Below are 22,126 nucleotides of genomic sequence, written 5' to 3'. Positions count from 1 at the left end.
AACGTAGAAGTATAAAAAGACTCCTATGAATAAATAACGGGTTCAGTTACGGGAGAGAAAATATAAAATAACAAACAAAAAAGGGATGTAAATCACATATGATTTAGCATCCCTTTTTATATTGTTATTAAAATGTTTAAGCACTTTTATGTACTCTTGCTATTTTATATACTAAAACCATTGCTAAATTGGTTGTCTAGAAAGACCTTTAATGATAGCTCGTGGAGATGGTAAAAGTTATATCTATTCTAATTTTAATCCAAAATACGCACAAATGGCTCTAACGATAATTCGAACCCATTATAACTTTTGTATGCCATTTACCACAAACGAAGGGAAAAAGAAAGCAGTAAAAACACCAGTATAACGATTGGGTATTACTGGAAAATTGTTTGATTTAAAAGATATAATTTAATTTAGATAGTTCACTCAAATAATGGTGGACTATATTTTTTTAAAGGTAAATGGAAAATTACGTTAAAATAATTATAGAGATTGTGAAAAAATGTTCTTAAACTAACGGTCAGGTTACTTTAAGCAGGATTTTTCAAAGGAAATGGTGAATATCATATTTTGAAGGGGTGATTGCAGTGAAGTAAGTGATTTTTTTATCTTGGTTAAATACTTTGAAGAAAGGGATTTATAATTATGAACACAAAACTAATAATAGTAGAAGGTTTACCTGGATTTGGAAAATCAACCACTGCAAAGCTAATAAATGAAATTCTAAGCCAAAATAAAATTGAAGTTGAACTATTTTTAGAGGGAAATTTGAACCATCCAGCCGACTATGATGGTGTATCTTGTTTTAATAAATTTGAATTTGATAGATTATTATCTAACAGTGGAGATTTTAAAGAAGTGCTTCTTAAAAGAGTTCTAAAAAAAGGAAGCAATTATTTATTACCATACAGAAAGATAAAAAATGAGTTTGGTGATCAGTTTTCGGACGAATTATTTAACGATATTTCAAAAAACGATATATATGAATTGTCATTCGATAAAAATGTTGAATTAATTGCTGACAAATGGAATGACTTTACTGAAAGTGCTCTAGAAGACAATAAGGTTTATATCTTTGAATGTTGTTTCATACAAAACTCATTAACTATTGGGATGATTAAATATGGTGAACAAAAAGAAAAAATAATAAATTATGTAATGAAAGTTGCAAAAATTATAGAGAATTTAAATCCAATGTTATTGTATGTAGAACAAGATAATCTTGAATTTTCATTTAGGAAGGCACTAAAAGAAAGAACTCCAGAATGGTCCACAGGAATCGTCGACTATTACACTAACCAAGGCTATGGGAAAGAACATAACCATTCAGGTGTAGAAGGAGCGATAAAAGTTCTTGAAGCTAGAAGGAATTTAGAATTAGAAATATTCGATATGTTAAAAATGAAAAAAGAAAAAATCAATAATACAAAATATGAAATTGACTCATATAGCTCAATGTTAAAAGATAAGTTAACAATACAAATGGTGAAATAGCTTTTTGCACTAACTGGTACTTTAGTTGAAGAAGGAAATGAAAACGCTCAGAATATTTTCTGAGCGTTTTAGTTTGCTATTTATAATGCGAAATACATACAAATTATTGTGTTATTTCTAATGGTTATTAGCATTTTTCTCTCCCTAAACTGAGCACATGAATGAAAAAATAGGAGTCTTTTGTTGTCTTATTTCTTTCTTTTCTTCAAATGTTTTTGATATGCATAAAGCTTATGAATCTCTTCCTTAAATTCATGCAGAAGTACAGTGTTTTCACCATTTGAATAACGCACCGTATTATAAGCATCTATAATAATATCACTTTGAATATTTACATCTTCTTCATCATGTATTCTTTCTAGCCAAGCCTCAACAGTTTCTCCCCGTTTTCTATTTAAAGGAGGGGTTAACTTACTCTCTAGCTTGAAAATTTCCTTCCGAATTTCGTTATGCGGCGGTTTATTTCGTTTAAAACGATTTTGGCTCATTCCTTCTTTATCAGTAATGATAGTAGATTCGAAGACGTGCATATTTGGTAAACTTAAATGTTTTCGTTTTTTTACTATTTTCCAAACGACGTAAATAGCGATAGCTGTACAGACTATTATTGTAGCGCTATTTATGAGTATTGGATCAAAATCAGGAATTTTTTTTCCGTCTTCAATTTTTGGTTTTAAGAGATGTCCTTTATTTGCCCAAACATCTTCAGTATCTTTTAATTCCGCTGCTTTAATTAATGGCATTAAAGCATAGCCGACGCCTAATGCGACTACTTCCGTTATAAAACCAAAAATAAGTCGAATGAAAGGAAATATTTGAACAATTAATATACTCATTAAGCCAATCGTAATGATAGAAGCAAAACGTAATAGTTGTTGTTTGCGATTTGCCCCGGTTAACCAAAATGTAATCATAAGATGCAAGGCTAACATTAATAGTTTCCACAACGGTGGAAAGGGTGCATAAAATATAACTGAAACGACAAACCATACAATACCACCTAAAGATTTTTGAACTGGATATCCAGGTCCGACCACATGTACGATAAAGAAAAATAGTGGTAATATGATTGTGCCAAAAAGAGAAAAAGGTAAAAATAAAGAGAAAAGAACGATTTGAAGAACTAAAAGTATTACAAATCCTGTTGTTTTTTTCTGCATAAATTTATGAATAAGAAATACTCCAATATAGCCTGTTGTTAAAAATATTGCAATACTAATTAGTTCATCTCTTTCTGTTAATAATGAAAGCAGGAGGAGCAGAATGAAATCATGAATGTGATATAGCCAAGTTTTCAACCGATTCCACCATCCCTTCACTAGTAATGAGAAACGTTGGCTGCGAGAGAAGAGGGAGTTCATTTCTTTGTAAACCAATGTATATCATTGTAGACGATCGTTCTCTCTTTCTCTTTACATAATGAAGGAATCCTTGTTTCGGAAGTAACGTACTATCATCTGAAATACGGGCTAATTCTTCTAAAGCTTTTGCATATTGTGTTTGTCCTTCATGTAACGGTACATGTAATGCACCGCCTTCTGCTAATACACTAATAAACAATTCAAACGGAATGTGGTGCTTCGTTGTGTACTGGAAAATGTATGTTGCATATGAAATAAGTTCTTCTACATTATCTTTCCAACCAAATCCACGATCGGCAGCTAAAGAAAGACAAATCGTCCAACTATAATTTTTTACAGGTTCATATTGCTTCGCTTGTAATTGTTGCATTTTAGCAGATGCCTTCCAATGAATAGAGCGGAAAGACTCACGCTCATATCGCTTTACACCGATAATAGATGTTTCATCATTGTAAAAAGAAAAATTCGTTCGATAAAATCCATTCAAAAGTTGCTGAAGTTCTTGCAAACCTGCTACTTCTTTAGGAGAAGGATACACAATAATTTCAGTCCTTAATTTATCAAAAACAGGTAAATGTACAGTTAATAGATGAAATGGATCTTTTAATACACATTCAAACTGTTCAATTTGAAACACACCACGCTTCGTTGCGGTTAATGTTAAACCCCATTTTTGTGCCGAATGTGCGGGTTGTGAAAATGGGAAAGAGAATAATGTTTTTGATATTTGTTCAATGCCTTGCTCTTTATGCGGTATAAGGGACGAATTTAAATGAAAGTAACAAACACCATTAACGAGCGGTATGCTGGCTCCATTTTTTAAATGAATAAAAAACTGTCCAGATTCCTCAGGAAAAAGCCGTGTAGTTTGTTTCTCATTTATGATTTGAAACTTCTTCTCTATGAAAGCGACATATTTATAAATAAAAATCGCAAATATATAATAGAAGAAAAAGAGAAACATAAGCATTCGTTGCGGGAAAAAGAATGTGAAAAGTAACGCGATTGGAACGGTTAGTTGAATAATATGGAGTTGAAAAAATAAAGGCACAGTTACAACACGCTGTCCATTCATGCTTGCTCAATCTCCACAGGTACGTCAACTTCTTTTAAAATACTTTTCATAATATCATTTTTTGTCGTACGTAATGCACCTTCCATTGATAAGACGATACGGTGATTCCAAACAGAAGGAACTAACAATTGTATATCTTCTGGTGTGCAATATTCTCTCCCGCGTAAAAAGGCTAAAGCTTGAACAGCACGTACTAAAGCTAATGTGGCACGTGGGCTTACACCGTTAGCGATATAATCATGATTTCTTGTAGCATGAGCAAGTTTAATAATGTAATGTTCTAAAGGTTCCGAAACAAATATTTCTTTTACTCGTTTTTGAGATTCTAAAATATCTTCTAATGAGATGACAGATGTGACACTTTCTAATGGTAAATCGTTCCGAAAACGTCGCATCATTTGTAACTCATCTTTAGGAGTTGGATAACCAATTGAAATCGTCATTAAAAAGCGATCAAGCTGTGCATCTGGAAGAGGGAAAGTCCCTTGTGATTCGATTGGGTTTTGCGTCGCAATAACAAAGAACGGTTTCGGCAGAGGCGTAGATTTTTTTTCGAGCGTCACTTGTCGTTCTTCCATCGCTTCTAACAAACTCGACTGCGTTCTCGGCATTGCACGGTTAATTTCATCTGCTAGCAAAATGTTTGTCATAACCGGTCCAATTCTTAATTCGAATTCGCTTGTTTTTGGGTTGAAGTATTCAATACCTGTTACATCACTTGGAAGTACATCAGGGGTGAATTGAACGCGAGAAAAACTACCACCAATACTTTTGGAAATGGTTTTCGCCAGTAACGTTTTCCCAGTACCAGGCACGTCTTCGAGTAGTGCATGTCCATCAGCAAGAAGTGAAACGAGCAGTAGATCAATAACATTTTCTTTCCCAACAAACACAGATCCGATGTTTTCTTTCAATTTATGTATCATATGTACCATTCCTTTCATTATAAAAGAGCTAATATTTCTATATTTTAACAAATTATTCAGAAAATTTGTATGGTTTTTTAATTCAAAGAAATGGATATTTAATTATTAAATTACTCTTGCATATTTTGGAATATGATTATACAATATCGCCTTATGATGTATCGCAAGTCGATATATCATAAGGCGATGCATCAGAGGTAGTTATAATGAATGCGAAGGCGCAAAAATATATTCCGTTAACTGAGGCGACATATTACATACTGTTATCACTAGTGAAACCAATGCACGGATATGGAATTATGCAAATGGTAGAAGAGATGACAAATGGGGAAGTAAAGCTTGGTCCTGGTACTTTATACGGGAATACGACGAAGTTACTAAAAGAGAAGTTAATTGTTGAAGTTGCCTCTACAGATAGAAAGAAGTGCTATGAGTTAACGCCGTTTGGGAGAGAAGTGCTGGAACTGGAGTACAACAGATTACAGCGGTCTGTAAAGAATGGAAACAGTATATTAGGGGAGTGAATGGAAGATGGAGACAAAGAAGATATTCAAACCTTTCGCAGTATGGAGCTTAGAAAAAGAAGAAGCGTATTTACGTAAAATGCATCAACAAGGCTGGGCGTTACAAAAGTATAACGTAATGTATAGGATTAAGAAAACTGAGCCGAAAGATGTAGTATATAAAGCAGACTTTAGATTAGAGTATAAGGATTCGACAGAAAAACAAAAAGAATATATCGAAATATATGAAATGTGTGGTTGGAAACATGTAACGAGTTTTGCGAAGTGGAATTACTTTTGTAAAGAAGTAGAAGAGGAAAATGAGTTACCTGATATTTATTCAGACAAAGAAACGAAGATACAAAAACTTGTTGAATTGATACAGTTCGTTGCAATTATGTTTGTAATGTTAATTCCAGTGCTTTACTTATGTTTTCTTGGAGTATCAGAATCAGGATTATATAAAGGTATGGTAGGGTTTTTAGTTTGTATATATTTATATGCGTTTATTAATTTATTTAGGAAGATTAAAAAGTTAAAAAAGGAAATATTTTAACAAAGAGTGATATTCTTAGAGAAGATATATATTGATGGGAATCAACTTCTCTAATTTCTATATATATATTTTTTGTTCATTCTTTTTTATATAATAAAAGACCAACTTTTTAATTCATAGAACTAACAGTTACAAAGATAATATCAGTAACAACACCTAAAAAAATCATAAATGAAGAAGAAATAATCAACAATAACGAACTAGCAATTAATATTAATTTATTAGATTTTTGATTTTAAAAATGGTAGTAAAGTAAAAGACTACAAATAGTAGAAACAATCCATATTGTTAGATCGTAAGGAGTCGTTATTTTCTCCCAATCGAAGATCCAAAAGTAAAAGATGACTATATGACAAGTTAATAGTAGAAATATTGATGGAAGCGTTATCTTTTTATTGTTTGTTTTACCTCTCTTATGTAAACATTTCTAAAAGAGTGCGAAGTTTAACATATAATAAGGAAGAAACACATTTTTAATTAAGTTATTAAACGGAAAAATCCCTTATAGAAAAATCTATTTCTATAAGGGATAATAATGTTTTTATTAGAAAGACTGATTTTGAGCAGGTTTAATAAATTGTTCTGGGTTTTCAACAAGCCCACATACAGCGCATTGGACGCGATAAGTAGGTCCTTGATAGGCCATATGAAAAGCATTCATCGTGTCATTTGTATATTCTTCTTCTACTTGACCAGTTTGTGGATTTAATTTGACTGGTTTTACTTGTTGCTCAAGAATATTAAAGCGAGTACGGTTCGTTTTACAACTTGGACATAGCATTGGTTCCATATGTATACACCTCCATTTGTATCATTTCTTAAACTCTTTAATTTTATGCAAGCAAAAAACTTTCTCAATATAAATAGGTGTTTAATGTATTTAAAATTCAGAAAAAATAAAATATAATAAAAGTACGAACTGGTTATGTCCAAACCAAATCTCCTGTTTTATGCCAATAAGCTGGGGGGCCGAGAAATCGGCCTCATTTTTTTTGCTCATTACTACAAAGAACAAGGTTTTTATGAGACTTTTGTCGAAATTTTAGGGGTAGATATAAAGGGGGATGTAAAATGGATTTGAAAATGAAGTACATCATTTTATATGTAGAAAAGTTTGAGGAATGTTTAAAATTCTATAAAGATATTTTACAGTTACCTATAAAAGCAGAGCACGGTACATATATTGAATTTAATACTGGAACTACCATTTTAGCGATGAATACGCGGCAAGATGTGAAAGAATTAACAGGACTACCGCTTACAGAAGGTGAATTACAGTCTTCTCATTTCGAATTAGGATTCGTTGTTGAGAATGTACAAGAAACGATTGAGCAATTTAGAGAACAAGGTATTAAGATTTTAGTTGAACCTATTGTAAAACCGTGGGGACAAACAATTTCTTACATTGCTGATCCAGATGGAAATTATATTGAAATTTGTAGTTCATTAGAATAGAGGGAGAAAGAGAGATGGGATTTCCGAAACTAGAAACAGAACGTTTATTCTTAAGAGAACTTACACTATTAGATGCGGAAACGATGTTCCGTTATTTTTCGAAAGAATCTGTTATACGTTATTTCGGAATGGATTCTTTTCAAAATATTGAGCAAGCGAAAACAACGATTCAAACGTTTAAAAATCGTTATGAAGAAGGAAGTGTATTTCGCTGGGGAATCGAGAAAAAAGGGACGGGCCAATTAATTGGGACGTGTGGATTTCATTTAATTAACAATCATCATAGACGAGCTGAAATTGGTTATGAATTAGATGATACATATTGGGGACAAGGGTACGCAACGGAAGCGTTACAGGCGATTTTAGCTTACGGGTTTGAAACATTGCAACTTATAAGAATTGCTGCTGTTGTATATGTAGAAAATAAAGCTTCTCAAAAATTATTAAGTAAAGCAGGGTTTCAAGAAGAAGGATTACTTCGAAAACATATGATTCAAAATGGAGTTGCTCATGATACTATTTTATATTCTTTATTAAAAGAAGAGTGGAAGAAGTAATGAGCACAAACGAACTTATAAAGATTATGAAGAAGCATAGGGAAAATAGATTCATTTTAGGTATAGATGGTTTAAGTCGATCTGGAAAAACAACATTCGTAGCAAATTTAAAAGAAAATATGAAACAAGAAGGCATACCGTTTCATATTTTTCATATTGATGATCACATAGTGGAGCGTAATAAACGCTATCATACAGGATATGAAGAATGGTATGAGTATTATTGTTTACAGTGGGATATTCCATACTTGAGGCAGAAGTTTTTTCAGAAGTTACAACATGAGACAAAACTGACTTTGCCTTTTTATCAAGAGGAAACAGACTCATGTGAAATGAAAAAAGTACAGATTCCTATTGTAGGCGTAATTGTTATTGAAGGAGTCTTTCTACAGCGAAAAGAATGGAGAGATTTCTTTCATTATATGGTCTATTTGGACTGTCCAAGAGAGACAAGGTTTCTACGTGAGAGTGAAAAAACGCAGAAAAACCTTTCAAAGTTTGAAAATAGGTATTGGAAAGCAGAGGATTATTACTTAGAAATGGAATTGCCGAAGGATAGGGCGGATTTAGTCATTGAATGATTTGAAAATAGAAGGTGAATAGAATGAATATTTTATGGGATTTTGATGGGACGTTATTTGATACGTATCCTGCATATACAATGATGCTTTCTGAAATATTAGGTGATTCAGTAGAAAAACAAGAAATATACAAAAACTTAAAAATATCATACTCTTATGCAATTCAATATTATAATATTTCATGCGAGCAGGAAGAAAAAATTAAAGTTTTGAAGGGGAAATTTACTCCAAAAGATATGGAACCTTTTGCGGGTGTCGAAGAGGTTTTGAAATTTGCAAATAAAAATGTGATTATGACCCATAAACATAGGAAAGGGGTTATGGCCATTTTAAAATATTACGGCTGGGAAAAATACTTCGTAGATATGGTTACAATTGACGATGGCTTTCCTCGAAAGCCGAACTCTTTGGCTTATAATCATCTGCATAAAAAATACAATATTGATTTAGCTATTGGAGATAGAGAATTAGATTTATTACCTGCAAAAGAATTAGGTATTTCAACATGTATGTTTCAAGGTAATTGTGATGTAGCGGATTATTCTTTATCACATTACTCGGAGTTTTTTAAGGTAGTGATAAATAGAGAGTTTTCTTTATAAAATAAGTTAGTATTTAAGACTGTATATTTCATTTTAAAGGTACAGTCTTTATTTTTTAGAACTATTTCATTTTATTTTCTGTATATAAAAATTGCTAGGAGTTAAAGAATGTCCGTCCATCTTTATTAAAGAAGTAGCCAGGTTAATTGTTAGATAGAAATAAACTGAAGGATAAAGTGATAGCGTCCACTTTATCTTTTTTATGTTTTAACCAAATTATGGTTATTCGTGTTAATATGAACTCATAGCTATATAGAAGGGGTGGGGTTAGTATGAAAACAGAAATAGTTCCTAAAAAGAAGTACAGTATAATAAGCTATATATCTTTACTCATCGGTATTTTGTGTTTTCTATTCGTGTTTATAACGCCAACAAGGATAGCGAATGCAGGTAATATAGTTGGAGATTATATTACAATTGCCCTGACAGGTGTAGGTATCATGCTTTCAATAATCACAATGACGAAAAGAACAGAGAAGAAGGGAATTGCTATTCTTTCATTAATACTGTCCTCATCATTTTTTATATTTTGGATCATAGCAATTATCCTATTGTTTACTGGTCAAATTAGTTTTGCGCCGTAATGTGTAATAAAAAGAGTCCTTCTCGTATGAAGGACTCTTTTTATTCGGTTTCTTCAGGTTGATATTCTAAAATATCACCCGGTTGGCATTCTAATGCTTTACATATTGCTTCTAAAGTTGAAAACCGAACTGCTTTTGCTTTTCCGTTTTTCAAAATAGAAAGGTTAGCCATTGTAATTCCAACCTTCTCCGAAAGCTCTGTTACACTCATTTTTCTTTTCGCTAACATTACATCAATATTAATGATAATTGCCATATTATTCACCTCAGACCGTTAAATCATTTTCTGATTTTATATCTATAGCATCTTTTAATAGTCTTTGGAGAACGGCAGCAAAGACCGCGATTACCATTGAAGCAAAAATCATAATCATTCCGATAATAATAATGCCAGGGGCGTCATCTCTCTCTGCCACAAGATAGAAAAGTGGCATACCTAATACATATAATACACTAATTGCCAATGCGCTGTACTTAATATTTTTTAAAGCTTTAACAGATAACTCTGAAAATGCGTTGTTTTTATCAATATAGTTTAAAAGCTTAAATGTTTGGTACAGTGCGAAGTAATAAGGTAGTGCTGTTGCGTATAAGTTGATAAATACAAGATATTTAATATATGCAATATCTGGATATAATTCTGCGGCGAAATTTCCTATTTTAGGGACTAAAAAAATGCACATAGCAAGAACAGGGATTCCGATCAGAATCACAACGGTCTTTAAAAAGAGTGTGGATCCTTGTTTCATAAAAAGCACCTCATTTATTTAATATCTTATTAATTTAACATGAAATTTATTGTTTAACAATAAATTTTTATTTCTTTTAATCGAGGATTTATTGTTAAACAAGTAATTAATGAAAAGAATGCTAAATCTTTTTTATCAGATAGATGAAACATACCGATATTTAATTAAAGAAAGAGAAGGTAACTATTGTTAGCTTTATGAGAATTGGGAACTAATAAAACATATGTAGGTTTTGGAATGGAAAAGGAAATAAGGTGTATTTAAATGAATGCAAAGTTTATGGAGGAACAATCATGTTGAATTATGGTGTGAAGATAAAAAAGTTGCTATTAGTGGCAGCTATAATAGTAAGCGTATTAAGTACGGAAAGTATGATGAATTATCATGCGGCCAAAGCTAAGGTGAAAAAAGTAGAACATCAGCCTAAAAATATAATTATGATGGTTATGGACGGGACTAGTTCAACGGCGACAACATTGGCTCGCTGGTATAAAGGGGCACCGCTTACGTTAGATCAAATTGTAACAGGAGGTGTTCGTACGTTTTCGGCGGAATCAGCTATTACAGACTCAGCGCCAGCAGCAACAGCATTAGCAACTGGAAATAAATCGAATTCAGGATATGTAGGTGTACTACCTTCTATTGTAAATTCACCTAGCTTAAAGCCAATAAAAGAAGAGGACAAGTTACGGCCGGTCGCAAACGTATTAGAAGGTGCAAAACGTACTGGTCGTGCAACGGGAATTGTTGCTACATCTGAAATTCAGCATGCTACTCCGGCGGGATTCTCAGCTCACCATGTCAATCGCAAGCAATTTAACGTAATTGCGAAGCAGCAAGTATATCAAAATATAGATGTCGTATTAGGCGGGGGAAAAGCGGCGCTTCTACCTATAAAAAGTAATGGAATCCGAAAAGATGGTGAAAATTTAGTAAAGGTGATTCAAGACAAAGGATACGATTTTGTTGAAACGAAAGATGCGTTATTGAACTCCAAATCTAATAAAATTTGGGGCTCTTTCTCACATCATGCTCTTGCGTTTGATATGGATCGTATAGCAACAAATCCAGAACAACCGACACTTTCTCAAATGACAGAAAAAGCAATTCAAACATTATCAAAAGATAAAGATGGCTTTTTTTTATTCGTAGAAGGTAGTAAGCCAGATTGGGCAGCTCATGCTAATGATCCGATTGGGATTATTAGCGATGTATTGGCATTTGATGAAGCGGTAGCAAAGGCGTTACAATTTGCGAAGAAAGATGGGGATACGATGCTTATCGCTTTAACTGATCATGGTAACAGCGGCATCTCTATAGGGAATAGGAATACGACAAAAGGATACAATACTACACCGGTTTCTGCATACATTGATCCATTGAAAAAGGCGAAAATGACACTTGAAGGAACTATAAATAAACTGAAATCTGATTTATCAAATGTAGAAGATGTAGCTAAACTATACGGTTTGGATAATCTAACTCATGATGAAAAAGAAAAATTAAAAGCGGAAAAAAAGAAAATGGATGTAGGACGAATCCTTACTACATTATTGGCTAATCGTGCAAATATCGGCTTTACGACAGGAGGACATACAGGTGAGGATGTATTCTTATATTCTTATGGACCTCAAAAACCAGAAGGCTTAATCCAGAATACAGACATTGCGAAGACGATGGCCAAAGCGATGGGCTTTAACTTAGAAGAAGTAACGAATAAAATATTTTTAGAGAGTGAGCAAGCCTTTAAGAAAATCGGTGCAACTGTAACAGCCGACAAAACCGAAGGAGTAAACCCGTTACTTGTGGTAAAACATAATAAAGTAGAAGCACAACTATTTGGTAACAAAAATATAATTCGTATCAATGGTAAAGGGTATGAATTAGGAAGTATTATTGTAGAGAGTAATGGAAAGTGCTATGTACCACAAGAAGCAATTCAACTATTTGTAAAGCATTCTCGTTAAAAAATTGCCAACCAGTTAAGCTAACTGGTGGCAATTTTTTGTGTTCATTCTAAATATAAGGGCTCGGATTGTTTTGTAAAGTTTTTCAGAGGAGACTTGTATAAATGTTAAAGGGGAATTATATTCTTTTCTTACATTAAAAAATTTCGTTTTGTAGAATAGAGAATTTATACATATAGTAAAGTCTAATGTATTATCAATTAATATTTACGAAAAATATATTAATACTTTAGAATTTCTTTAATTTTCATTATTTTTTATTTAAGGTTATCCGTTATATTTATAATGTGTTTATTTCAATTTATCGTATTGTAGCGCAGTTTCATATAATTAGAAAGCAATCCTCAAAATAAAATCTCCACTAGAGTAAATTTATTATTTTTTTGCGTTTTTTATTTACAAAAATTATTATGCCGCTAAGAAAACTGTAGTTTATTGAATTAGAGATATATTAGAATTTATTTGAAGAAAGAGAGAGGGAATAAAATGAATATAGTGCACTTACGTCCTAAACAGCGTTCTAAGTATCGAATTATGCTAGGGACGTGGTATTACTCTACAAAGAGGTATATTCAGTGGTTATCAGACGGAAAAACATATGCAAAAAGGTTCCAACAAGAAAAGCTACCTTGTACAGCAATTCAGCACCGAACGATATTACTCCGTAAGCTCAAAGATGTAGATATGTGGTATCAACAGAATAAGGTTGTTAATTTGAAAATTGCTGTTAAAAAACTAAATGGTATCGTCATTAGACCAGGAGAAACATTTTCTTACTGGCGTTTAATAGGTAAGCCTACGAGGAAAAAAGGGTATGTAGAAGGTATGGTATTACATTACGGATCTTTTCAAACAGGTATTGGAGGAGGTCTTTGTCAGCTTTCGAATTTAATATATTGGATGACTTTACATACACCACTGACAGTAACAGAACGATATCGTCATAGCTTTGATGTCTTTCCTGATTCTAGGCGAACTCAACCGTTTGGGAGTGGAGCAACTTGTTCCTATAACTATTTGGATTTACAAATTAAAAATGAAACGGACCAACCGTATCAACTTCATCTTTATATGACAGATGAATATTTAGTTGGTGAATGGAGAACAGTCTATCCGCAACTTTATCAATATGAAGTGTATGAGAAAGAACATTCAATTCAACCTGCATACTGGGGCGGTTATATACGACATAATGTGATTCAACGTAAAGTATATAATCAACAGAAACAGTTAATAGAAGATCAATATGTAACAGAGAATCACGCTATAATGATGTACGAACCACTATTAGCTTGTAATAATGAGAATAGTGAGTAATATGGTAATCCATAGATTAAATAGTATAGAAAATATTTAATTCTTATTTTTATTAAAAAAGTATGAATCCCAGATTTACTGGATTTTAATTGTAACTAAGAACATATAAAAGTTCACTGTTATTTATAGGAGAGTCTGTTTGTTTTTATATCTTATGTATTTCACCCTGCATAAAAAAATATTTCTCAACATTTTATTTGTTGAAAAAGATTGAATATTCGTATTATAACGAATATTATGTTGTTATCGGCAAAAAACGATAATTTGCAGACACTGGGGAGGAAATACATTGAAAAAGAAAAAGAAATTAAAACCATTAGCGGTATTAACAACAGCAGCAGTACTAAGTAGTACGTTTGCTTTTGGAGGTCACGCAGCTTATGCTGAGACACCAACATCATCTCTACCAATAGATGAGCACTTAATACCGGAGGAGCGTTTGGCAGAAGCGCTGAAACAACGGGGGGTAATTGATCAATCTGCATCACAAGCTGAGACGTCAAAGGCTGTCGAAAAATATGTTGAGAAAAAGAAAGGGGAAAACCCTGGGAAAGAAATCTTAACAGGAGATAGTCTTACACAAGAAGCTTCTGATTTTATGAAAAAAGTAAAAGATACAAAAATGAAGGAAAATGAACAGGCACAGCAGCCTGAAGTAGGCCCAGTAGCTGGACAAGGTGCAGCATTGAATCCAGGGAAATTAAATGGAAAAGTACCTACTACATCAGCGAAGCAAGAAGAATACAATGGAGCTGTTCGAAAAGATAAAGTACTTGTTTTACTTGTAGAATTTAGCGATTTTAAGCATAACAATATTGATCAAGAGCCAGGATACATGTATTCTAAGGACTTTAATCGTGAACATTATCAAAAAATGTTATTTGGTGATGAACCATTCACTTTATTTGATGGATCGAAGATTAACACATTTAAGCAATATTATGAAGAACAATCTGGTGGTAGCTATACAGTTGATGGGACTGTAACAGAGTGGCTTACTGTTCCAGGAAAAGCATCAGATTATGGTGCTGATGCGGGTACTGGGCATGATAACAAGGGGCCTTTAGGACCAAAAGATTTTGTGAAAGAAGCATTAAAAGCAGCGGTAGCAAAAGGAATCAATTTAGCAGACTATGACCAATTTGATCAATACGATCAAGATGGTGATGGAAATAAAAATGAGCCAGATGGCATTATTGATCATTTAATGGTTGTACATGCTGGCGTTGGTCAAGAAGCTGGCGGCGGTAAATTGAAAGATGATGCGATTTGGTCACATCGTTCAAAACTAGGTTCAAAACCATATGCAATTGATGGCACGAAATCTTCTGTTTCGAACTGGGGCGGAAAGATGGCTGCATATGATTATACAATCGAGCCTGAAGACGGAGCAGTTGGTGTGTTTGCACATGAGTATGGCCATGATTTAGGCTTACCAGATGAATATGATACAAAGTACTCAGGACAAGGTGAACCTGTTGAGTCATGGTCTATTATGAGTGGTGGTAGCTGGGCTGGAAAAATTGCAGGAACAGAGCCAACGAGTTTCTCACCACAAAATAAAGAGTTTTTCCAAAAGAATATGAAGGGGAACTGGGCGAATATTCTTGAAGTAGATTATGACAAACTTAGCAAAGGAATCGGTGTTGCAACATATGTAGATCAAAGTACTACAAAATCTAAACGACCTGGAATTGTTCGTGTTAACTTGCCGGACAAAGATATAAAAAATATCGAATCGGCGTTTGGTAAGAAGTTCTATTACAGTACAAAAGGAAATGACATTCATACAACACTTGAGACACCAGTATTTGACTTAACAAATGCAAAGGATGCTAAGTTCGATTATAAGGCATTTTACGAACTTGAAGCGAAGTATGATTTCCTTGACGTATATGCGATTGCAGAAGATGGAACGAAGACACGCATTGATAGAATGGGCGAAAAAGATGTAAAAGGCGGCGCGGATACAACTGATGGTAAATGGGTTGATAAATCATACGATTTAAGCCAATTCAAAGGGAAAAAAGTAAAACTGCAATTTGAGTACTTAACAGATATTGCAGTAGCTTATAAAGGATTTGCGTTAGATAATGCAGCCTTAACTGTAGATGGAAAAGTTGTTTTCTCTGATGATGCAGAAGGTCAGCCAGCAATGACGTTAAAAGGCTTTACTGTGTCTAACGGATTTGAACAGAAAAAACATAATTACTATGTAGAGTGGAGAAATTACGCTGGTTCTGACACTGCGTTACAACATGCACGTGGCCCAGTATTTAATACAGGAATGGTTGTATGGTATGCGGATCAAAGCTTTACAGATAACTGGGTAGGCGTTCATCCAGGTGAAGGGTTCTTAGGAGTAGTAGATTCTCATCCAGAGGCAATTGTAGGGACATTAAACGGACAACCTACTGTGAAGAGCAGTACGCGTTATCAAATTGCCGATGCGGCATTCTCATTTGATCAAACACCAGCATGGAAAGTAAATTCACCAACACGCGGTATCTTTGATTATAAAGGATTACCAGGAGTGGCAAAATTTGATGATTCTAAGCAATACATCAACAGCGTTATTCCTGATGCAGGACGTAAGTTACCGAAGCTAGGACTGAAGTTTGAAGTAGTAGGCCAAGCTGAAGACAAGTCTGCAGGTGCAGTTTGGCTTCATCGATAAAATAAGGTAAAAAGAAGAGAAGCTGCGATAAGTCGGTGAAACTGACTGATTGCAGCTTTTTTCTTCTTGTGAAAAAACTCGCTGTTTTTTATGTACTTATTGGAAAAATATGAAGTTTTTTTGATACATAAAATGCTCCGTCTGTCCAATTATAGAAGCTATTTTGGACGTAAGAAATTTGTAAGTAATGAGTAAGAAAAAAGAGATTTTCATAGTATAAAATATTTATTATAGCTACTTTTAACACCTGATACTAATAGTGTGCTATAATATGAATTAGCAACAAAAAGGAAAGGAATTAGAACAATGACCTTAGAAAATACTAAAAATTTAAAAAAACAAGTTGCTCCTTTTGAAAAATCAACGATTAAAAAAAGTGTTTGGCAACTGATCAACACAATCGTGCCATTTATTATTTTATGGTACCTTGCTTATAAAAGTTTGTCAGTTTCTTATTGGTTAACATTAGTTCCAGCACTGTTAGCCGCTGGATTTATGACAAGGATTTTCATTATTTTTCATGATTGTACCCATTATTCATTCTTTAAAAGTCGACGTGCAAATAGAATAGTTGGAACGTGTATGGGTGTTTTAACATTATTCCCATTTGATCAGTGGGGGCATGAGCATTCTATTCACCACGCTACGAGTGGTAATTTGGATAAGAGGGGTACAGGGGATATTTGGACGCTTACAGTAGATGAATATGTAGCAGCACCATTTAGACTCCGTTTAGCATATCGTTTATATCGCAATCCATTCGTTATGTTTGGGTTAGGCCCAATTTATGTTTTCCTGCTTAAAAATAGATTTAACCGAAAAGGTGCTAGAAAAAAAGAACGTATGAACACTTATTTAACAAATGTTTTAATCGTTGCTGTAGTAGCTATACTTTGCTGGGCGATTGGGTGGCAATCGTTTCTGTTAGTACATGGTACTATATTCTTAATAGCAGGTTCAGTAGGGATTTGGCTGTTTTACGTACAGCACACATTTGAGGATTCTTATTTTGAAGAGGATAAAGATTGGGAATATGTGAAAGCGGCAGTGGAAGGAAGTTCTTTTTATAAGCTTCCCAAAATTTTGCAATTTCTAACGGGTAATATTGGATTCCATCATGTTCACCATTTAAGCCCAAGAGTACCTAACTATAAACTAGAAGAGGCACACAATAATACGCTTCCTTTAAAAAATGTACCAACGATTACGCTTGCTACAAGCTTACAATCACTACGTTTCCGTCTTTGGGATGAGAAAAGTAACAATTTTGTTAGCTTTAAAGATGTCAAAAATATAATTAAAAATAATGTTTCTGTTCGGGTGAAATCTGAACTATAATTGCATCGCATATAAAACTCCCCTTAATCATTTTCGATTTAAGGGGAGTTTTTGTTTAAAGAGTAGATGCCAGATAAGAAGAAAAATTAAATGATTCAAATTATAATTGAAGCAGATTAGGAATTGCTCGTACGTAAGTACAAATATAAGGTGACAGTAAATACATTATGTTAATAAGTGGAGTTGTCATGAATTCTCCATTATGATAACTGTTCATAAATCCGACGAAAATTAATAGCAAAAGGGGGATAGTACAACATTATATCTAAAAATAAGAAAAGACTTGAATGGAAATTTCATTCATTTTTCTTGGTGTTCCGCATTCCATACACTTAAATAAGATGCATATTCTAATTCATCTGGATTCTCATGTAACATAGAAATGAATTCTAATTTATTTCCATCACAATCTAGAAAGTATACACTTGCAGCGGGCATCCACCTTTGGACAATTGGCTCTTGATTTCCTTTTCCTTGACTTCCTATCACTTCTATTCCACGTTCCTCTAACCAAGATTTAGAAGTCATTAAAGATTCTAAATTTACACCAAAAGCAAAATGTCTCGGCTCAAAGTCTTCGATATTATTTACTTCCCATAGTCCAAGCATTTGTTTTTTATTTTCTCCGACCCAAAAGAAAGCCACTCTTCTTTTGGAGAGTTTTCTTGCTAACGTTAATCCTAGCTTGTTTTGATAGAAATTTATCGCTTTTTCTAAATTTTTTACATGTAAATGAGTTTCGTATATGTTCTGTATTATTATGATCATTCCTTTCTTTATTGGTAACTACCAATTGAATAGTGAATGTAATTCTAAAGTTGAAATATGTATAAGCCTAGTAATGTACATCTATATCCGATATACCTACTTACTATTATATTGAAATTGAAATAAGATAAATCCAACTGAGGTAGCAAGTTTAAATGAATATTTTACTACTTTTGTAGGAGAGGGGATATATTCATTAAATTCAGATGAAATCATATTAAAATAATGAAAAACACTATTCTTTTCGTAAGAATAGCATCTTTTTTAATATTCTTAAGTTGATGGCCATAGGGCAGAATTTGAAAAATGCGAAATTACAAAGCTAAGAATTTTAACTCCACAAAAAAATCGATTTCCTGTGGAGTTAAAGGAATCGACTTTTTATTTACCTTGTTGTATTAACGCGGCTGTTAACTTAATAGTAGATAAGTATAATCACCTATTTCTCCCAAAGTTCAATCAATCGACCTTCAGGATCCTTAATCCAAATAAACTTTCCAAATTCACTCATTTCTTCTTTCTTTTCAAGAGGTACACCAATATTCTCAAGATGCTTTATAGTCTTGTTTAGATTATATACTTGGAAATTTAACATTACTTGTTGTTCTGTTGGAAAATAATTGTCATTCTCTGTAAAGAAAGAAAAGATGGTCTCATTTCCTAACTGGGGTTTAATCACAGTTCCATTCCAATCTTCTATATCAAGTTTCAACACTTCACTGTACCATTTTTTTATAACTTCAAGATTCTTAGTTCTCCAAAATATTCCTCCAAAACCTTTTATCATCGTATCTAACTCCTGTCTATCTTTAAATATATATTAAATATATCAAAACAAAACAGTAATAGTAAGCAGAATCATCAACTTATGAATAGTAAAAATAGTAATTGTTAGTATTATAGTATTTACTACATTAACACTTTCTACAACATCATTAGCAGAACTTGAAATTTCGGGAAAGGTATAGAAATGCTCATTTTTCAACCCAAAGTTCACCTGAGCAATCCAGAACTTAAAGTGTTATAAATAATTCTTTCAATAGTAGGGGGAAATGAGAGAAGGAACGATAAAAGACCACACATGAAGTGAAACGCCATGTGTGGTCTTTTATGTATCGTCAAATATTACGAAGTCTCGCTAATTTTAGTTTCACTATGAGTGTTAGTAGAATTTCTTTTCTTAACTTTAAAGTGATAGTAAGTGTAGCAAAAGATGATAAATGGGACAGTGCAATAGATTCCAAGTCGTTGTTCTGGGATAAAAATAAGACTGATTAATATAATGCCATACAATCCAAAACCAAGAATTGGTACGAGTGGATAAAGTGGCGTTTTAAATTTTAAGTCTTCTAATTTTCCGCCGTCTGCTAAATAATGTTTGCGGAAAAAGAATTGAGAAACACAAATTGACATCCAAACAATAATGGTAATGACTCCGGAAAGTGAAATGAGCCACAAGTAAACAGTTTCAGCAGCTACTACGCTTGTCAAAAGAGAAAAAGCAGAAATAGCTATCGTCATGATTAAAGCGTTGAGAGGAATCCCACGTGATGATAATTTCTTTAAAAAGGCTGGAGCCATTTCGTTTTTTGATAAAGACCAAAGCATTCGAGTAGCAGCGTATAGTCCTGAGTTTGCAACAGAAAGAACAGCAGTAAGAATAACAAAGTTCATAATATCAGCTGCATATGGAATACCGATATTATCAAAAACAGCAACGAATGGGCTCTTTGTTAATCCAGCTTCTTCCCAAGGAATTAAAGCAACAAGAACAAAGATTGCTAAGACGAAGAAAAACATCGTGCGCCATATAATATTTCTAATAGAACGAGGTAAAGTTTTTGCTGGATCTTCACTTTCACCTGCTGCGATTCCAACAAGTTCTGTACCTTGGAAGGAATAGTTGACTGTAACCATTGTTAAAAGAATAGCGGCAAGTCCATTTGGGAATAAACCACCATGATTTACGAAATTTGATAATAGCGGAGCGGGTTCGTCACCTTTTAAATCAATAAAACCGAACATAGCGGCGCCGCCAAGAATAATGAAAGCGATAATGGCAGATACTTTTATACTTGAAAACCAAAATTCTGTTTCTGCATAACTACGAGCAGATAATGCGTTAATAGTGAAGATTGTAACGCCAAATATTAAACACCAAACCCAAACAGGAATATCAGGAAACCAGCGCTGCATTGTAATGCCGGCAGTTGTAAATTCAAGACCGGTCGTATTCGCCCAGCTTAACCAATACAACCATCCGATTGTAAAGCCAGTTGCAGGATTGATGAACTTAGTGGCATATTCTTGGAAAGAACCTGAAACAGGCATGGCTACAGCAAGTTCACCAAGACATAGCATAACGAAATACATTAATAATCCACCGGCCATAAAGGCAAGTACGGATCCGCCAGGTCCAGCTTGACTTATAATAAAGCCAGATCCGTTAAATAACCCCGTTCCAATCACACCACCGAGTGCAATCATGAATAAGTGTCTACTTTTCATCGTCCGTTTTAATTCATTGTTTGTATTGCTTACTTGCGCCATTGTTTTCCTCACTTTCATAGTTGATAGAATAAAGTTTGATGTTTTTCCGTATTATGGAATGTATTCCGTGATGTGAAATCTTGTTATAATTTTCAGATAATTAAAAAGAAAAGTCAATATTTTTTTGTTTGCGTTTTCAATTCTTTGTTAGTGATATGTTTTTATTGTTAGAAAATTAAATAAATAGATTGATTTCATTTCGAATGTTTGCTAAATTGATAGTTAATTAAGCATACTAACATATTACGAGTAAAGTTGAGGCGAGTTATGGTACAGTCCATTGATCGAGCGATAAGTATTATTAAATTATTGAATTCTACAAATGAAAAAGAGTATTGGGCTATTTCTGATATAGCTGATGGAACACATCTCCCGGTTAGTACAGTACATAGATTACTTAACTCTTTAATGGAGCATGGGTTAGTTACACAAATTTCAGAGACAAAACAGTACAAAATTGGACCAATGTGGATGGAAATAGGGTTACGTCAATTGGAGAAGGTAGACTACAGATCTGTTGCAAGAGAAGTGATGAAACGTTTAGCTGCTGAAGTGGAGGAAAGTGTCTATTTAAATATTCCAAACGGAACACATTCTATTATCATTGAAAGAATTGATAGTCCTTTAAAAATTCGAGTTATCGATAATCTAGGGGAACAAATTCCACTTTCAATTGGTGCCGCAAATAAAACGATGCTTGCCAATATGAAAACGAATGAAATGGAACATATTGTAGAAAATTTACTTTCTTCATTACCAGAACAAAAGCAAATTCTTCTTAATCAAATAAAGCAAATAAAAAATGAAGGATATGCTGTCAGTTATGGTGAAAAAACAGAAGGGACAGCTTCAGTAGCTGCACCTATTATCGGATTTAATCATAAAGTAGTAGGAGCATTAAGTGTTGGGTTAATTAGTCATCGTATTAATGATGATCGACTATCTTTTCTTATTAGCAAGGTAAAACAAGCGGCTCATGAAATATCAATAAAAATCGGCAGTACATCAGAACTATAATTTTGATAGCTGTCGTCATTTTTTTATTCATATAATGGAATTAGTT

The 22,126-nt window shown here is 33.4% G+C and carries 22 protein-coding genes and 2 pseudogenes; 14 read left to right on the top strand and 10 right to left on the bottom strand.

What is annotated here, in order from left to right:
- Positions 1–187: 187 nt before the first annotated feature.
- Positions 188–367, top strand: a pseudogene (locus CN409_RS32715) (hypothetical protein); the annotation flags it as partial.
- A gap of 281 nt (positions 368–648) precedes the next feature.
- On the top strand, positions 649–1,497 hold the full coding sequence (locus tag CN409_RS00515) for a P-loop NTPase family protein (RefSeq protein WP_001093193.1): 849 nt from the start codon (positions 649–651) through the stop codon (positions 1,495–1,497).
- Between the two features lie 188 nt (positions 1,498–1,685).
- Here the strand turns inward: CN409_RS00515 and CN409_RS00510 are convergent, their stop codons facing one another.
- From CN409_RS00510 to CN409_RS00500, 3 genes are read right to left on the bottom strand one after another with little or no spacing between them, the layout of a single operon-like run.
- Positions 1,686–2,795 (bottom strand): DUF4018 domain-containing protein, encoded by a 1,110-nt coding sequence (locus CN409_RS00510; RefSeq protein WP_000860492.1) that lies wholly within the window; start codon positions 2,793–2,795, stop codon positions 1,686–1,688.
- Entirely contained in the window at positions 2,767–3,933 is a 1,167-nt protein-coding gene (locus CN409_RS00505; protein ID WP_001014388.1) for a DUF58 domain-containing protein, read from the bottom strand. The genes CN409_RS00510 and CN409_RS00505 overlap by 29 nt, the downstream gene beginning before the upstream one ends.
- The gene (locus CN409_RS00500) at positions 3,930–4,859 is read right to left on the bottom strand and encodes an AAA family ATPase (RefSeq protein WP_000581418.1); all 930 of its coding nucleotides are present in this window, start codon (positions 4,857–4,859) and stop codon (positions 3,930–3,932) included. Before CN409_RS00500 ends, CN409_RS00505 begins: the two co-directional genes overlap by 4 nt.
- A 206-nt stretch (positions 4,860–5,065) precedes the next feature.
- On the opposite strand from CN409_RS00500, the gene CN409_RS00490 reads away from it, so the two are divergent.
- Together CN409_RS00490 and CN409_RS00485 are read left to right on the top strand one after the other, a co-directional pair.
- Positions 5,066–5,383 carry a PadR family transcriptional regulator gene (locus CN409_RS00490; protein ID WP_000991890.1) on the top strand — a complete coding sequence of 106 codons (318 nt, stop codon included), beginning with the start codon at positions 5,066–5,068 and terminating at the stop codon, positions 5,381–5,383.
- A gap of 7 nt (positions 5,384–5,390) precedes the next feature.
- Positions 5,391–5,918, top strand: coding sequence for a DUF2812 domain-containing protein (locus CN409_RS00485; RefSeq protein ID WP_086390619.1), 528 nt, complete (start codon positions 5,391–5,393; stop codon positions 5,916–5,918).
- A 109-nt stretch (positions 5,919–6,027) separates the two neighbouring features.
- Here CN409_RS00485 and CN409_RS32195 read toward each other — a convergent pair.
- A pseudogene (locus tag CN409_RS32195) lies at positions 6,028–6,306 on the bottom strand (hypothetical protein).
- Positions 6,307–6,462: 156 nt separating this feature from the next.
- Positions 6,463–6,708: a hypothetical protein gene (locus CN409_RS00470; RefSeq protein ID WP_000433605.1), complete on the bottom strand. Its 246-nt coding sequence runs from the start codon at positions 6,706–6,708 to the stop codon at positions 6,463–6,465.
- A 281-nt stretch (positions 6,709–6,989) separates the two neighbouring features.
- Here CN409_RS00470 and CN409_RS00465 point away from each other — a divergent pair, with 281 nt between their 5' ends.
- The 5 genes from CN409_RS00465 (at position 6,990) to CN409_RS00445 (ending at position 9,697) form a co-directional block, all read left to right on the top strand.
- Entirely contained in the window at positions 6,990–7,373 is a 384-nt protein-coding gene (locus tag CN409_RS00465) for a VOC family protein (protein WP_000364500.1), read from the top strand.
- 14 nt (positions 7,374–7,387) lie between these two features.
- Complete coding sequence (locus tag CN409_RS00460) at positions 7,388–7,930, top strand: GNAT family N-acetyltransferase (RefSeq protein ID WP_000506642.1); 543 nt, start codon at positions 7,388–7,390, stop codon at positions 7,928–7,930.
- A complete protein-coding gene (locus tag CN409_RS00455) occupies positions 7,930–8,511 on the top strand; it encodes a kinase (RefSeq protein WP_000106089.1) in 582 nt (193 codons plus the stop codon). The genes CN409_RS00460 and CN409_RS00455 overlap by 1 nt, the downstream gene beginning before the upstream one ends.
- Positions 8,512–8,534: 23 nt before the next feature.
- Positions 8,535–9,113 carry an HAD-IA family hydrolase gene (locus tag CN409_RS00450; RefSeq protein WP_001024247.1) on the top strand — a complete coding sequence of 193 codons (579 nt, stop codon included), beginning with the start codon at positions 8,535–8,537 and terminating at the stop codon, positions 9,111–9,113.
- A gap of 272 nt (positions 9,114–9,385) precedes the next feature.
- Positions 9,386–9,697 (top strand): hypothetical protein, encoded by a 312-nt coding sequence (locus CN409_RS00445; RefSeq protein WP_000845550.1) that lies wholly within the window; start codon positions 9,386–9,388, stop codon positions 9,695–9,697.
- Between the two features lie 40 nt (positions 9,698–9,737).
- On the opposite strand, the gene CN409_RS00440 is transcribed toward CN409_RS00445, so the two are convergent.
- Both CN409_RS00440 and CN409_RS00435 read right to left on the bottom strand, forming a co-directional pair.
- Entirely contained in the window at positions 9,738–9,953 is a 216-nt protein-coding gene (locus CN409_RS00440; RefSeq protein WP_000974622.1) for a helix-turn-helix domain-containing protein, read from the bottom strand.
- Between the two features lie 10 nt (positions 9,954–9,963).
- Entirely contained in the window at positions 9,964–10,446 is a 483-nt protein-coding gene (locus CN409_RS00435; protein WP_000809121.1) for a DUF2975 domain-containing protein, read from the bottom strand.
- Between the two features lie 293 nt (positions 10,447–10,739).
- Here CN409_RS00435 and CN409_RS00430 point away from each other — a divergent pair, with 293 nt between their 5' ends.
- From CN409_RS00430 to desA, 4 genes are all read left to right on the top strand, one after another.
- Positions 10,740–12,413 carry an alkaline phosphatase gene (locus CN409_RS00430; RefSeq protein ID WP_000935910.1) on the top strand — a complete coding sequence of 558 codons (1,674 nt, stop codon included), beginning with the start codon at positions 10,740–10,742 and terminating at the stop codon, positions 12,411–12,413.
- Between the two features lie 486 nt (positions 12,414–12,899).
- Positions 12,900–13,730, top strand: a complete 831-nt coding sequence (locus tag CN409_RS00425) for a VanW family protein (protein WP_001028246.1) — start codon at positions 12,900–12,902, stop codon at positions 13,728–13,730.
- A gap of 289 nt (positions 13,731–14,019) precedes the next feature.
- Positions 14,020–16,407 carry an immune inhibitor A domain-containing protein gene (locus CN409_RS00420; protein ID WP_000727453.1) on the top strand — a complete coding sequence of 796 codons (2,388 nt, stop codon included), beginning with the start codon at positions 14,020–14,022 and terminating at the stop codon, positions 16,405–16,407.
- 306 nt (positions 16,408–16,713) lie between these two features.
- Complete coding sequence (desA, locus tag CN409_RS00415; RefSeq protein ID WP_000171502.1) at positions 16,714–17,745, top strand: Delta(5) desaturase DesA; 1,032 nt, start codon at positions 16,714–16,716, stop codon at positions 17,743–17,745.
- 300 nt (positions 17,746–18,045) lie between these two features.
- Here desA and CN409_RS00410 read toward each other — a convergent pair whose 3' ends face one another.
- The 3 genes from CN409_RS00410 to CN409_RS00400 all read right to left on the bottom strand — a co-directional run bounded on the left by CN409_RS00410 (position 18,046) and on the right by CN409_RS00400 (position 21,063).
- The gene (locus tag CN409_RS00410) at positions 18,046–18,504 is read right to left on the bottom strand and encodes a VOC family protein (protein WP_025989052.1); all 459 of its coding nucleotides are present in this window, start codon (positions 18,502–18,504) and stop codon (positions 18,046–18,048) included.
- Positions 18,505–18,952: 448 nt separating this feature from the next.
- Positions 18,953–19,300: a VOC family protein gene (locus CN409_RS00405; protein ID WP_000589592.1), complete on the bottom strand. Its 348-nt coding sequence runs from the start codon at positions 19,298–19,300 to the stop codon at positions 18,953–18,955.
- 338 nt (positions 19,301–19,638) lie between these two features.
- Positions 19,639–21,063, bottom strand: a complete 1,425-nt coding sequence (locus tag CN409_RS00400) for an amino acid permease (protein WP_000079996.1) — start codon at positions 21,061–21,063, stop codon at positions 19,639–19,641.
- Positions 21,064–21,330: 267 nt separating this feature from the next.
- Between CN409_RS00400 and CN409_RS00390 the strand changes: the two genes are divergently transcribed.
- Positions 21,331–22,080: an IclR family transcriptional regulator gene (locus CN409_RS00390; protein ID WP_000250751.1), complete on the top strand. Its 750-nt coding sequence runs from the start codon at positions 21,331–21,333 to the stop codon at positions 22,078–22,080.
- The last annotated feature ends 46 nt before the right edge of the window (positions 22,081–22,126 follow it).

Origin of the sequence: Bacillus sp. AFS012607, from assembly GCF_002558005.1 — a bacterium.
GTDB lineage: Bacteria > Bacillota > Bacilli > Bacillales > Bacillaceae_G > Bacillus_A > Bacillus_A thuringiensis_S.
The sequence above is the reverse complement of the archived record's forward strand: the minus strand, read 5'-3'. Positions and strand labels throughout refer to the sequence as shown.